Source organism: Paenibacillus sp. FSL H8-0332, assembly GCF_037963835.1.
GTDB classification, from domain to species: Bacteria; Bacillota; Bacilli; order Paenibacillales; family Paenibacillaceae; genus Paenibacillus_AQ; species Paenibacillus_AQ rhizoplanae.
Genome location: NZ_CP150145.1, coordinates 3,510,639 through 3,523,537, shown reverse-complemented (window position 1 = coordinate 3,523,537; position 12,899 = coordinate 3,510,639). Strand labels below are relative to the sequence as shown.

Genomic DNA, 12,899 nt, shown 5'->3' with positions numbered 1-12,899 from the left:
CCCCTTCCATCTCCGGTTATTTAAAGTGCATGCTCACGAAGGGCAGCTCGAATTGAGTTTGCTTGAAGGTAATTCCCTGCAGAGTGCTCGGAGCAACCACGGTAAGATTACCATTTGTAAGCGGAATGAACACGGCCTCTTCATGGACCTTTGTCAAAATATCCTTATACAGAGATTTTCGTCTCTCCTCATCGGTGGTCACCATGACCTCTTCTATTTGGCTGATAAGCTGCTCCGCGCGGGCAATACCTTTTGTGGCATGATAATAAGCTGTTTCCGAAGTAAATGCAGAGACTGTGCTTTGCGGGTCATAGGCAAGTCCCCATGTCTGGTTAAACAAGAGATCATAATCGCCTGTTGCTCTGCGGTTCGCAATAGAGGAAGAGTCCTCACCAATCAGCTCCAGCTGCATCCCTATGCCTTGAACGGTATTCTGAATCAGTTCCGCTTGTGTCTTCTGGGATAAGGAAGCCGCGTCATAATATAGTTTCATGGTTAAGGCTCTGCCATCTTTCATGCGGATCTCTCCGCTTGCATGTGTCCAGCCGCCTTTTTCCAGCAGACCTTCTGCTGCCTGCAAATCATAGGCACGCGGTTGTAGTCCAATATCAGCATAGTTCACATTGGAAGAAAATAAGGTGTCGGCGGGAGTCTCCTTGCCGCTGAAGATTTGCCGGGCGATGGTTTCCCGGTCAATGGCATGCCAGATGGCTTCGCGGACGGCTTTATCATGTACGGGACTGTCTGCCTTGCCGCTGTTGGCCACGATCATTTTCGTGTTCATCGGCTCACTTCTCACTACCTGATAGTCTCCGGATTCAGCCAGCCTGTCCATGGCCTCCGCATCAATACTGTCCGTCCCCCGGTCATCGGTAAAGACAAAGTTCACTTCTCCCTTTTGCAGGGCCAGGAATGTTGTTTCCCCTGTCGGAAGTACCTTTGCTGTGATTTTGTGGATGGGCGGTGCGCCGTTCCAATAATTGTCGTTGGCTTCAAACACCGCATACTGGTCCGTTTTATGCTCTGTCAGCCGGTAAGGGCCTGTACCGTTATAACCGCTAACCCCATCCTTGGTTTCCCCGTTCATAAAGTCCTTCGGGGAAAGGAAGACATATGGTCTCGTCATGGAAAGCTCAAGCAGTGCCGGATAATAAGGCTCTGACAAGGTCAGTTCAAAGGTGGATTCGTCGATGACTCTGGTATTCACGATTTTGGCCGACAATTTGATCCAGGTATGCTTGGCGGCATTATGCTGGACTGCGTCAATATTCTGTTTAACAGCTTCCGCATTAAACGGCTCTCCGTCATGGAAGGTAACGCCCTCTCTCAGGTGGAACGTGTAGATCGTCCCGTCCGCCGAGATATCCCATGACTCTGCAAGCAGGGGCTTAATTCCTTCAGGTGTATTCTCAACCAATGATTCGTATACCTTCCCTTGCGCAGGCATAGAGCCGGGATACAAATGCGGATTCATATCATTGATATCCTTTACAGTGGCGTAAACCAGTTCTTGGTTTGGCTTGGATGCATTCGTCTGTCCGTTCTCTGCTTTTCCGCATCCGGCTAATACAGCCATTGAGGTCAGTGCTGCCATGATAATGGTATATCTTTTTTTCATTTGAACTCCCCCATATTTACTATTCTGATATCTTCAGAAAATGATTGGACATGAAATGCCCCGGATACAGCCTGCCCTTGAAGCGCCTCAGCGGAACTCACTAATTGTTGCTCATAACGCTCAATGAACTTATCAATCGTTGGACAACTCAGCTTCAGCTGACCGGCGATCCCCTGAATGATTTTGATGCGGTAATAATCTTCCTTGGGCATCCGTGGAATGTCCCATTCTCCCTCCCTGTTTATAAATACAGGCTGGATCGGAACTGCGGAGAAATCATAGTATTTCCCCTCCGGGTCCGGCTTAGAGAACGGATCGATCAGCAGGGAAGCGTAACGGATATATAAGAGGTATTCCTGATGAATAGGTTCCAGTGACAAGAAGTTGTCAATATCATGCTGCGGTAAGCTTTCCGGCCGGACCGGATAATTATCGTCTGTCATGAACTTCAGGAGATTTAAGCTTGGCAGGTTAAGCGCTTCGAAGATCCCCGATAATTCCTTCCAGCACTCCAGCATTTCATGAATTAACCGGTGGGTAATCGGCCCCTCCGGAAATAATTTGTATACATACTTCCTGCCGGGACTCTGACCGAATACTGCACTGAGCGAGAAGTGATTCATGAACAGCGGCGGATGAACAAATAAGGAGATATTCCTGCTCTCCGCCTCCAGCGGGGACCTCATGATACTAAGCGCAATCCCTAAGACATTGTAAAGCTGGTTCAGCGAATCAAGATTGTATGAAGTGCCCCGGGTAGAGCCGATGAACACCTTTCTTTTAACTCCGGTAGTAATGGCGCCGTTCGACGGTACACCGTGAATCCAGCGAGTATCTCCCAGATAAGTGGAGCAACTGATAACTTCTGCGTTAGACCCCAGCTCTTTTATGTAATTGTGGACCAAGCTGTTAGAGCCCAAAGTAGGAGAAATTAGAATGAGGCATTTCACATGCAGTAGCAGATTTCTGTTCAGACTGCCCAATACATGCAGATAGGCATCGGCTGTTACGGATAAAATCACAGTATCCCAAGCTCCCGTTATCGACTCATAGCCTTGAAATACCTGGTCCGCACAGCATTCGCCTTCCATCAGGCGGTGTGATTCATTCTGTACTGTAGTGAATAACCGGTTCCCGCTCTCACGAAGTGCGGCCATAACCTGTTCTGATCTGTGTGAGTTTCTTCCGGCAATTCCGACCTGGGACTGGAAATGATTCTTGAACAGAACAGCCAGCTGAATGGTGACTGGCCCGGTTCCGAGTAATAATACACGCTTGAAGTCGTCCATATGCAGCCTCCTTTGTTAAATTGCCGGCTGAGCCTTGCGATACAGCGCTACATCGAAAACCTGATCAGAACACTGAATTTGCTCGGCAAGTTTCCATTTCGTCTCATCAACAGCTTTCATAGGGTAATTGAAGAGGGATTTTAACCGGTCCCCGTATCTCATCGCTACAACGACCTGCTGGCCGGTTAACGGATACATGAGATCCAGCAGATTATACTTTTCCGCCACAGTTGAACTGAATATGATATGTGTTGCCTGCTTCAATTCTGTTTCATACTGTATAACAGACCCTGTTAGAAGACGTATTGGCAAATGATGCCCTAGCTTGCTTAGCACTTTATTGCTCAGGATTACCGCTTCTTCGTCAATATCGATTCCAAGGACTTCTGCATTCGTACGCCTGCTTATTAGCATCGGCGTCATCGGAAACGCACCTGCGCCAACCATGACTACCCTGGATTCTGAGCCGACCTCAAAGCTTCCGAATTCACGCTCAATGCCGGATTCAATATTAGCAAAATATTCGGTTCGTTCTTCACTCCCGTTCAAGAAATGTAGAGCGCGGTACTTTTCCATAATGGATACACACTTTGCCGATACCTCCCTTAATTCTGCTGTAAGCCGCATCACCTCCTTGGAGTCTAGCGGTCCTATCTTTTCTTCCCAAATTTCCTGATTGCGAGGATTCATGATAAAACCGGTGTAATCGTCAATAATATCCGTGAGTTCCAAACTTCGCCCGGTTGTACCATCAAACTCATCTGCCATCTTCCGGAACTTGGCTGCAAATTCATAGAGTGTAGATAATAGCATCTCCAACCTTCTCCTCTCTCTTCCGGTGATTAAAGATCGATATATGCTGTACCTTCTGCTACAATGCTGACATTGCCTGAGATGCTTATGCCGGTGAGCTCACTTTTGTCCAGATCCGCAGATACCTTGATGAGTCCACCGGGCTGCAGTATAGCCCCTTCAAAGGGAGTCTTGTTCTTCCAGGCCATATATGCACCAATGGAAGCTGTTCCTGATCCGCACCCTCTTTCCCAGACCATACTGTCCAGCACAGGAATATGAATAAGGGGTAAAAGTTCGCCGGAGCTTGGCTTATACAGCAGAATGCCGATCAGCTGATGGGTCGAAGTGATTTCGAGCAACTTCGCTAAGCTTTGGGCCATTTTCTTGACCGGCTTAGTAAACCGCTCCACTTCTAATACCACATGAAGGAAATCGGAGTACTGGATTAGACCGACCATGAATTGATTGCCGTCATACTTGAATATCTTGGCTTCAATGCTCCGGGGCGCCGGCATCATGACCTTGCAGCAATAACCTTCATCAGTATTTGTCACCATACATTGAATTAATTGATCTGTTCCTGAAGCCTCCAGTTTAACCGATCTGCAATCACTGGTGCTTGTCTGCTGATGGGCCATCAGTACGGCCAAGGCCATGCAGGCATTTCCGCAAAACTCACCGCCGGCCATGCGGAGTGCTGCATCTGCATCAGGCAGCCTGGTTTCCTTAATGAATCCGACTTGTTCAGCATATACGTTGTCGTAAGACATCATTTTCAGGGCAATCGGTGCGTATTCGTCTTCCTCATGGCTGCTTCTGACCAGGATGGTCATATTCTGTGTAGGGCTTACTTTAACAAAAGAGATTTCCCGGCGCATATCTCACATCCTTAAAACCGCAGATTCATTGATTCACTAACACAACGTCGTTAAATGTAATGATTACGATTATCATTGTAAATTATACCCATGGACCCTAATATGGTCAATACATTTTTATTCACCTTGTTCTCCATAAGAAAAAACAAAAGAAGCCGCCAAATTGGCGACTTCCAATGGAACCCTGTTCGTGTCCTTCGACCACTGGGTTCAGTATGTCTGGAAGAACTGCTTCGCGCTGTCCTTCTCAGGCAGCGGCAGCCGAAGGGCTACGGGCAGCATCTCCGGATAAGCTTTGTGAGGCTCACGCTGATACCAGTAGGCCACCGAAGAATAGTCATTGGACTGGGAGTTTCCGTGTCCATGTTCGATACTGAAGCGAAGGGACTCCCGGAAGATGATCGGATCGACAATATGGAAACGGTATTGTGTAATTTTGCCGGAGTAGTCATTGAACAGGATCGTATTACTCTCCCTCCATGCGTCCCCGTTGCCGCGGATGGGCGCGTAGAGGGATATCCCGTGATACGGGCTGTCGTATTTACCGGACGGGTAACCCCAGGCTGCACAGAAATAATCCTCCGTACCGGTGCCATGCAGACGGGGCGGCCACGGCTCGCCGTCGATGAAGAACATGTCATCCCCTTCTCCAGGCCAGCTGAAGCCCGGCATCGGATTCAGGTGATCAATGCTGAGATTGCAGCCGACATAATGCCCCTCTCCCACCGCATCCATAAGCACATAGTTGTCATCACCCGTCAGATTCTTAAGCTCATATACTTTCTGGTCGGCATAATTGGCCTTATCCTGCGCGTCATGCTCCAGCTTCAACGCTGCAAGATCGACTGTCCCCTGGGTAGGATTCTCCCTCCGCCAGGAAGCATGGAAGTAGAAGCTGTCCTCTGGAATCTCTTTCTCCACATAGTCGACATAGAAGTACAATACTATCTCATCCTCGCATTCATTGATAATCTCAATGCGTGCGCTGCTGCGGAACGGCATCTCAAAAAAACAGTTCATCGCCGCCTTATCCTCAATGACATCCTGTGTTGTTATCATATTGAGCGGCATGGAGACATAGTGGCTGGCAACCCCATGACCGACGCCGAAGAAATCGCCTACCGGCGAATCTACACTAGGCTCTTCTTCTCCATCCCAAAACATACGCACCAGCACTTTGCGGAATGCATATTTATTCTTGGCTGCGATTGTCATCCAGATATGCTGAATGATGCCCGATCCTTCAATCTCTGCGATCGCTGCCGTCTGGCCGGCTCCAATCACGATGAAATCCCGGTTGCCCCCGGTCTGATCCCAGCTCGATAGTCTGCGGGACTGTCCTTCCTTGCGCTGATATAATGAATTCATCCTATTGTCTCACTCCTTCTGCAGGTTTAGGCTTTGATGCCTGTAAGTGTAATACCTTCAATAAAGTACCTCTGTCCGATGAAAAAGACGATAATCGCCGGAGCCAGCACTACAGTAGCTGCCGCCATCATCAGATGCCATTCCGCAGCGTACATGCCCTTGAATTGCTGCAGGCCAAGCGCCAGTGTATATTTGGACTCATCGTTCAGATAGACCAGCGGCCCCAGAAAGTCATTCCATGAAGCCAGAAAGGTAAACAGTCCTACAACGACCAGGGCGGGCCGTGTCAGAGGAATGATGATGGAGATGAAAATCCGCCCGTGGCTGGCACCGTCCACATAAGCCGCCTCGTCCAGATCGCGGGGAATACTCAGATAGAACTGGCGCAGCAGGAAGATATTGAACGCCCCTCCACCGAACCAGGCCGGTGCAATCAGCGGAATGAACGAATTGGTTAATCCAAGCTTGCTCCAGCCGATGAAGGTCGGAATCAGCGTAACCGCATAGGGCAGCATCATACTGGATAACAGCAGGCCAAAGATAAGGTCGCGTCCTCTCCAGGACATGCGGGCAAAGCTGTACGCGCTTATAGAGCAGGTAACAAGCACACCAATCATCGAAAAAATCACAATAACTGTGGTATTGATAAAATAACGTCCAAAGGGCAGAATGGTCAGTGCCTCACTGAAATTGCTAAACCGGAAGGGGTTGGGTATCCATATGGGCGGCAGCTCAAAAATTTGCCCCATATCCATCAGGGAGCTGCGGATGAGCCAAATCAGCGGCAGCAGACTGAAGAGGCCTCCGGCCATAAGCACCAAATACACCAATCCCTTTTCAACCCATGCCTTGGTCCTCATCTGGCTTCATCTCCCTCGTAATACACCCATTTTTTCGATGTCTTGAAGACCGTATAGGTCAACAGCATAATGATGATGAACAGCACCCAGGCAATGGCGCTTGCGCTTCCCATCCGCGAGAACTGAAAGGCTTCCCGGTACAGATAGAAGACATAGAACAAGCTGGCATTGTTGGGTCCGCCGTTAGTCATGACATAGGCTTGCGAGAACACCTGGAATCCATTAATGATCCCCATGATCAGGTTGAAAAAGATCGTCGGCGTCATCATCGGAATGGTAATATTCCGCAGCTTGTTCAGCTTGGAGCCCCCGTCAATCTCAATGGCTTCATACAGCGAGCGGGGAATATCCTGCAATCCGGCCAGGAAAATAATCATTGTCCCTCCCGTTGTCCACAGGTTCATTAGCGCCAATGAAGGAACCACAGATTTCTCTCCAAAAATCCACTGGCTGCCGGGAAGACCGATGGCGCGGAGCAGCTCGTTGGCCAGCCCCAAATCGGGATTCAGGAGCCATAGCCAAATGAACGAAATCGCGATGATCGGCACGATGGACGGCAGATAGAAGATGGTCCGGAAAATGGCTTTGCCTTTGATATTCCTGTTCAGCAGAATGGCCAGGAGAAAGGAATAAATAATACCGGTGGGCACGCTAAGTACGACAAAATAGAGGGTAACCCCGAGCGCCTTGTAGAAATACTGGTCTTCCCCGCTAAACATTCTGGTGTAATTATCCAGTCCGATAAAGGAGGGTGAATTGGACCCGGAATAGTCGGTGAAGCTCATATACAGGCTGTAGATCATGGGACCCAGCGTAAATATCACCAGCCCAAGAATGGCCGGTAAGGCAAACAAGGTGCCATACAGTTCATTCCTATAGGAGTTGCGCTTGGTCTTTGCGCGTTGTACACCCAGTGAAGAGACGGGCTCCATACACATGTATCCTCTCTTCGGGCATTGCCGGCAGCGGATGTGCCCCAAGAATCCGGCAGATCCGCCTTCCGGCAAGGTCCGTTATTTCAAATAGGTTCCTTGTATAAGCGGCTTAACTTTGGCTTCCACTTCTTTCATCGCTTCGGCGGCCGTTTTGGTGCCGAGCCATACCTGATCCAGCCCCGCAGTTACCGCAGCGTCAATCTCTACGAAGTTACGGATATTATTCTCAGGTGAAGGCTCTGCATGTTCGTAGGTGGAACGCATAACGGCATCCTGGAAACCGGCCGGACGGCCCGGAAGCTTTTCATTTGCCCAGCTGTCCACCAGCTTCGGATCTTCATACCACTGCTTCATCTGCGGCATCCAGAGTCCCTGATGAAGCTCCAGCGCATTCTGCGGATCCGTCAGGAATTTGGAGAACTCCCAGGCTTCCTTCGGATGCTTGGTGCTCTTGAAGATAATCAGGGAGCCTCCGAGGAAGAAAGTCTTATAGTCCTTCAGCACCGGCAGTACACCTACGCCCCAGTTGATCTTGGCCTTGCTCAGGTCCAGATGGTTCCAGCTTCCGTCTATGACCATTGCAACCTTTCTGGATTGGAGCGCCGTTGCGGGTGCCGGAATGCTGCTGGCTTGAACCGGGGAAGGAGCAACATGATGGACATTGATCAGGTCAGCAATCTTCTGAATCGCTTCGGTCGCTTCAGGCTTGGAGAGCCCGAATTCCTTGCCGTCCCCTATCAAATAATCCCCGCCGTTAGACAGAACCAGCGGCATGTAGGATAACCAGCTAAGGCTGTATTTCACACCGTATTGCTTGATGTTCTTGGGATCAAATCCCGGATCATCCGGATGCTTGCCGTTCCGGTCAAGGGTGAGCTTCTTGGCTGTTTCCACGAATTCATCCCATTGCCAGGCTTCTTCCGCTTTGGTTGGCGGCAGCTCAACCCCCGCCTCTTTGAACAGATCTGCATTGTACATCAGAGATGGAACTACTGAAGCTTGATAAGGTCCCGCACTTTTATCGGTATCCCAGTTCCACCAGGCGTACTGAAGGTAATCCTCCTTCTTGATGCTGGGGTCATCCTTCATGAGATCGAAGAAATTATAGATCAGGCCTTCTTCCCCCATCTTCAGCTTCCAGGCGGCCGAGTAGCTTAGATCCGGTGCTTCATTCCCGGCGATCATGGCATTCAGCTTCTGTAAGAAGTCTGTGCCCGGGATATGGATGGAATCTATGGTGACGTTGGGGTTCTTGGCTTCAAAAGCCTTAATAGCGTCTTCTACCGCCTTCTTCTCCTGGGGACTGCCCCAGAACGTGAACTTCAGCTTGACCTTCTCTCCGGTGGCCGTGCCTGCTTCTCCGGTAGCGGGATTATTGCCTGAATCTGAATTAGCCGTACCCGACTGGTTCCCGCCATTACCGCAAGCGGTTACAAGTAATGCAATAATCATTAAGAAGAGTACCATCAGCTTGGTTCTGCCAGTGTGCCTGTTCATTTTGTTTATCCCCCTTATGATTCAGATGTAAGCGCTGCAGCCGCTGATTACAGTGTAAATGGACCTGCCGCTGTTGCCTATGGTACGATCTTTCGTTTCTTGTACGATTTTACGGTCAATGATACCAAAGAACCCCACAGGCCATTGGCCGGCGGGATAGGTTGGAATGTCAGCCATTATTCACTCGGGCCGGGATACGGTATGACCAGCTTCACGCGGGTTCCGAATTCAGGAACCGATTCAATCTCTATGCCATATTCACTGCCATACAGCAGCTTGATCCGCTTATCCACATTTTTCAGACCTATATTGGCATTCTCCTCCTTCAGCAGCTGTTCCATCCGCTCCGGCTCAATCCCGCTGCCGTTATCTTCTACACAGAACCGGATGGTATTCCCCTGTTGCTGTCCGTAAATGGTGATCAGCCCGCCGCTCTCCATATTCCGGAAGCCGTGAATGATGGCATTCTCCAGCAGGGGCTGAAGGAACAGCTTCGGTACATTCACCTCCAGCAGTTCAGGCTGAATATCGAAATCCACACGAAACCGGTGCTCGAAACGGTTAGCCATAATCACTATATAGTCCTGCAGCCAGGCGAGATCCTCTCTAAGCAGCATTTGGTCCCTCCGGTTGTCCGTAGTATAGTGCAGCATACGGGACAGGCTGATCAGCATATGGCTAACCTGCTCCTTCTCTCCGTGTACAGCCATCCAATTTATAATATTCAGCGTGTTATACAGAAAATGGGGATTGAGCTGAATATTCAGCGCGAGGATCTCCGTCTCCCGCTCCCTCAGCTTGACCACATAATTCTCATCAATCAATGATCTGACCCGCTCATTCATGCTGTTGAACTTCATCAATACATGGCCCAGCTCATCTCTGCCCTCCACCTTGATCTGCGCATTGAAATCACCGCCGCCTACCCGCTTGATGGCCAGCAGCAGCTTGCTTACCGGAGAAGAGATACGCGCGGAGATCAGATAAGCGAACAGAAGCGAGAGAGCCAGCAGCGGAGCCCCCAGTGTAAAAATAAAAAACAGAATGGTATCCGCAATATCATGGGTCAATGCGCCGGGCGGAATCAGCACAACCGACAGCCAGTTAGTCACCGGGGACACAGCGAAGCAAGCGATCATCCGCTGCCCGCCGGTAGTTACATATGCCGTCCCGCTGCCCTCGCGGCGCACCTCCTTCAGCCAGGAGGCGGATTCCACGGTCCCCAGGCGCGACTTGTCCTGATGGGAGATGATTGTACCGTCCTCACTGGCCACCATGAATACGGAACCTTTAATAGGGATACTGTCCCTAAAGATACCTGCATACACATCTTCCTTGAAATTCATCACCAGCACCGGTTTCTCGGACGCCCCGCCCGCCCGGACAATGACGTCATTCCGTACACAAGAGGGGTTGATCTGCCGGACCGCCGAGAACATATAGCGGTAATCAATATCCGTTCCCGTTAGCTCAGGCAGATTATGCATCCGGGTATAATCATAAGTCGGCACCCAGGCGATACGCCCTTTCCCCTCAGCGGCGCGCCGGTACAGCTCGGAGGTGTAGAAGTAGTCCGGGGGATAGGTATTCTTGCTTTTGCTGCCATACACGAACCCTTGCGTGACCAGTTCAGTGGAATACAGATCGGCTGACTGCGAGAAGTATCTGCCAAGAATCCCCGTCACCTTCTTATTGTTCTCCAGTAGCTGCACCCCCACGGCCGGACTTGGCTCATCAAAAATCTGGTACAGCTCACACTCCACCATCAGCGATAAGCTGTCTTCCTGAATAATCTTCAGCCGTTCGTTGATGATCTGATTGTTCTTAAGTACAATCTCACTGACGTTGTCGCGGGCCAGCTTCAGCATAATGTCCTTGCTTGCATAATAGTAACCAAAGCCCAGGATGGTGAGCGGTAGCGTAATCAGCACGATATAAGATAAGACCAGCTTATTCTTCAGTCTCATAGTCCACCTACAATACATCTTTCTTCCGGAACTCCTCCGGTGCCAGTCCAGTCTCCCTTTTGAACACTCTGGTGAAGTAACCCGCATCACGAAATCCCACGCTTAAGGCGATGGTAGAGATTTTCCGGTCCCCGTCCTGGAGCAGCTCTTTGGCTTTGTCCAGCCGCAGGCGCAGCAAATATTCGGTGAAGGTCATGGAGGTGTGCTGTTTAAAAAAACTGCTGAAATAGGCGGAGCTGAAAAAGAAATGCCGGGCGACAGACTCCAGCGACAGATCCTCCATATAGTGCTCCTCCAGAAAGGCCTTACACAGGCCGATGGTCCGCCCGCTTTTGTTATTTTTGCGTTCCCCGATGCTCCCGATGATCCGGTTCAGAACAGAGACCCCGCGCGCCTCCACTTCCTCCAGACTCTCACAGGCCGGAATTTGAAACTCCATCTCTGAAATGAAATTACTCGCCTCATCCTGGCGCAGCAGGGCTTCGTTTCCTTTGACTTCATGAACCAGAGCGTACAGAACAGAGTCCTTCAGATGAGCCGGGGACGGATAATCCCCTTCAAGCAGCCGCTGAATAAGCGTCTTCAAGGCCTCAGCAGCCGCAGCCCTGTCCATCCGTGCCAAGGCATCCGTCATGCCCGTATCCGCAGGAATCATCTTCAAGCTGGGCTTGTCAGGGTTGTAAGCGATTTCATCATAAAGGACAAGCTGCCCCTCGCCCGTATAAAAGGTATATTCGAGCGCTTTCTGCGCCTGCTCAAAGGATGCCGGAGCCCCGCTATAGGGATCAGCCACCCAGTTCCCGGCCCCCAAAGTCAAAGTCAGGCCATATTCCTCCCGGATCTGGCGGATGAATTGCCGGAACTGCTCCAGATCCCGCTTCATCAGCCACTCCAGGGAATGGGCCGGGGTCACCACGGAAGCAATGATTGGGTGCTCTCCTTCCAGGCTGAACGATAGCGAAGGACCGACCGTCTGATAGATTTCCCGCATCCAATTCTTTACTGTCGCCTTCAGTTCCTCGAAATCCTCCGGCGTATAGGACCCGGTAATCTCTTGCTTTTGAAACCTTGCCAGCATCACGAACCCCCCGTTTGAAGCGGGGAAGAGAGTGCGGATTTCCTGAAGCTCCTTCTCACTTGCAGCCGAGCGCATCCACCGGCTGAGCAGGTGCTGCTCATAGACCGGGGCTGCCGAGTGGAGCCTCTGCTGAAGAACTGCCCCCGTCTGAAGACTCACCCGTTCCTTCTCCAGTGCCGTGTCGAGCTTGTCAAGGATCTCGGAGAGATCTCCCAGTGCCAGCGGCTTCAGCAGGTAATCGAAGGCGCCAAGCTTCACCGCCTGTCTTGCATACTCGAAATTTCCGTACACACTGAGAATTACAATTTTGACCCGTTCTCTACGGCTCTCCATATGTTCAATCAGAGTCAGTCCATCCATATTGGGCATCCGGATATCTGTGAGGATAATATCGATCCGGTTCTCCTCAATAATCCGCAGAGCCTCCAGTCCATCCTTCACCATGAAAATCCGGTATTCCGGACGGAGCTGCTTAACCATGTCGGATACGCCGCGGCGGTGACGCGGTTCATCATCGGCGACAAGCACGTTATACATTGCCCTCTCTCCTCTCGCAGAATAGCCTATTTAGAAAAAGGCTGCCGAAAAGTTCTCGACAGCCCGTACCTTCTCTA

At 50.5% G+C, this 12,899-nt stretch carries 10 protein-coding genes; all 10 read right to left on the bottom strand.

Annotation, left to right across the window (positions count from 1 at the left end):
• Window positions 1-16: 16 nt before the first annotated feature.
• A complete protein-coding gene (gene nikA / locus NST43_RS15110) occupies window positions 17-1,618 on the bottom strand; it encodes a nickel ABC transporter substrate-binding protein (RefSeq protein WP_339225141.1) in 1,602 nt (533 codons plus the stop codon).
• On the bottom strand, window positions 1,615-2,907 hold the full coding sequence (locus NST43_RS15105; protein WP_339225140.1) for an opine metallophore biosynthesis dehydrogenase: 1,293 nt from the start codon (window positions 2,905-2,907) through the stop codon (window positions 1,615-1,617). The genes nikA and NST43_RS15105 overlap by 4 nt, the downstream gene beginning before the upstream one ends.
• Before the next feature lie 15 nt (window positions 2,908-2,922).
• Window positions 2,923-3,720: an SAM-dependent methyltransferase gene (locus NST43_RS15100; RefSeq protein WP_339225139.1), complete on the bottom strand. Its 798-nt coding sequence runs from the start codon at window positions 3,718-3,720 to the stop codon at window positions 2,923-2,925.
• A 29-nt stretch (window positions 3,721-3,749) separates the two neighbouring features.
• Window positions 3,750-4,580: a diaminopimelate epimerase gene (locus NST43_RS15095; RefSeq protein ID WP_339225138.1), complete on the bottom strand. Its 831-nt coding sequence runs from the start codon at window positions 4,578-4,580 to the stop codon at window positions 3,750-3,752.
• A gap of 210 nt (window positions 4,581-4,790) precedes the next feature.
• Complete coding sequence (locus tag NST43_RS15090; protein WP_339225137.1) at window positions 4,791-5,948, bottom strand: glycoside hydrolase family 172 protein; 1,158 nt, start codon at window positions 5,946-5,948, stop codon at window positions 4,791-4,793.
• A gap of 26 nt (window positions 5,949-5,974) precedes the next feature.
• Complete coding sequence (locus NST43_RS15085; RefSeq protein ID WP_173137264.1) at window positions 5,975-6,808, bottom strand: carbohydrate ABC transporter permease; 834 nt, start codon at window positions 6,806-6,808, stop codon at window positions 5,975-5,977.
• On the bottom strand, window positions 6,805-7,611 hold the full coding sequence (locus NST43_RS15080) for a sugar ABC transporter permease (RefSeq protein ID WP_339225427.1): 807 nt from the start codon (window positions 7,609-7,611) through the stop codon (window positions 6,805-6,807). The genes NST43_RS15085 and NST43_RS15080 overlap by 4 nt, the downstream gene beginning before the upstream one ends.
• A 210-nt stretch (window positions 7,612-7,821) precedes the next feature.
• Entirely contained in the window at window positions 7,822-9,240 is a 1,419-nt protein-coding gene (locus NST43_RS15075; RefSeq protein ID WP_339225136.1) for a sugar ABC transporter substrate-binding protein, read from the bottom strand.
• Window positions 9,241-9,416: 176 nt separating this feature from the next.
• Window positions 9,417-11,207 carry a histidine kinase gene (locus tag NST43_RS15070; RefSeq protein ID WP_339225135.1) on the bottom strand — a complete coding sequence of 597 codons (1,791 nt, stop codon included), beginning with the start codon at window positions 11,205-11,207 and terminating at the stop codon, window positions 9,417-9,419.
• 7 nt (window positions 11,208-11,214) lie between these two features.
• Window positions 11,215-12,822 carry a response regulator gene (locus NST43_RS15065; protein WP_339225134.1) on the bottom strand — a complete coding sequence of 536 codons (1,608 nt, stop codon included), beginning with the start codon at window positions 12,820-12,822 and terminating at the stop codon, window positions 11,215-11,217.
• Window positions 12,823-12,899: the final 77 nt, after the last annotated feature.

What these genes read in the sequence shown, in the direction of transcription:
- nikA (WP_339225141.1), bottom strand. Translation starts at nt 1,618, where the DNA reads ATGAAAAAAAGATATACCATTATCATGGCAGCACTGACCTCAATGGCT.
- NST43_RS15105 (WP_339225140.1), bottom strand. Translation starts at nt 2,907, where the DNA reads ATGGACGACTTCAAGCGTGTATTATTACTCGGAACCGGGCCAGTCACC.
- NST43_RS15100 (WP_339225139.1), bottom strand. Translation starts at nt 3,720, where the DNA reads ATGCTATTATCTACACTCTATGAATTTGCAGCCAAGTTCCGGAAGATG.
- NST43_RS15095 (WP_339225138.1), bottom strand. Translation starts at nt 4,580, where the DNA reads ATGCGCCGGGAAATCTCTTTTGTTAAAGTAAGCCCTACACAGAATATG.
- NST43_RS15090 (WP_339225137.1), bottom strand. Translation starts at nt 5,948, where the DNA reads ATGAATTCATTATATCAGCGCAAGGAAGGACAGTCCCGCAGACTATCG.
- NST43_RS15085 (WP_173137264.1), bottom strand. Translation starts at nt 6,808, where the DNA reads ATGAGGACCAAGGCATGGGTTGAAAAGGGATTGGTGTATTTGGTGCTT.
- NST43_RS15080 (WP_339225427.1), bottom strand. Translation starts at nt 7,611, where the DNA reads ATGATCTACAGCCTGTATATGAGCTTCACCGACTATTCCGGGTCCAAT.
- NST43_RS15075 (WP_339225136.1), bottom strand. Translation starts at nt 9,240, where the DNA reads ATGAACAGGCACACTGGCAGAACCAAGCTGATGGTACTCTTCTTAATG.
- NST43_RS15070 (WP_339225135.1), bottom strand. Translation starts at nt 11,207, where the DNA reads ATGAGACTGAAGAATAAGCTGGTCTTATCTTATATCGTGCTGATTACG.
- NST43_RS15065 (WP_339225134.1), bottom strand. Translation starts at nt 12,822, where the DNA reads ATGTATAACGTGCTTGTCGCCGATGATGAACCGCGTCACCGCCGCGGC.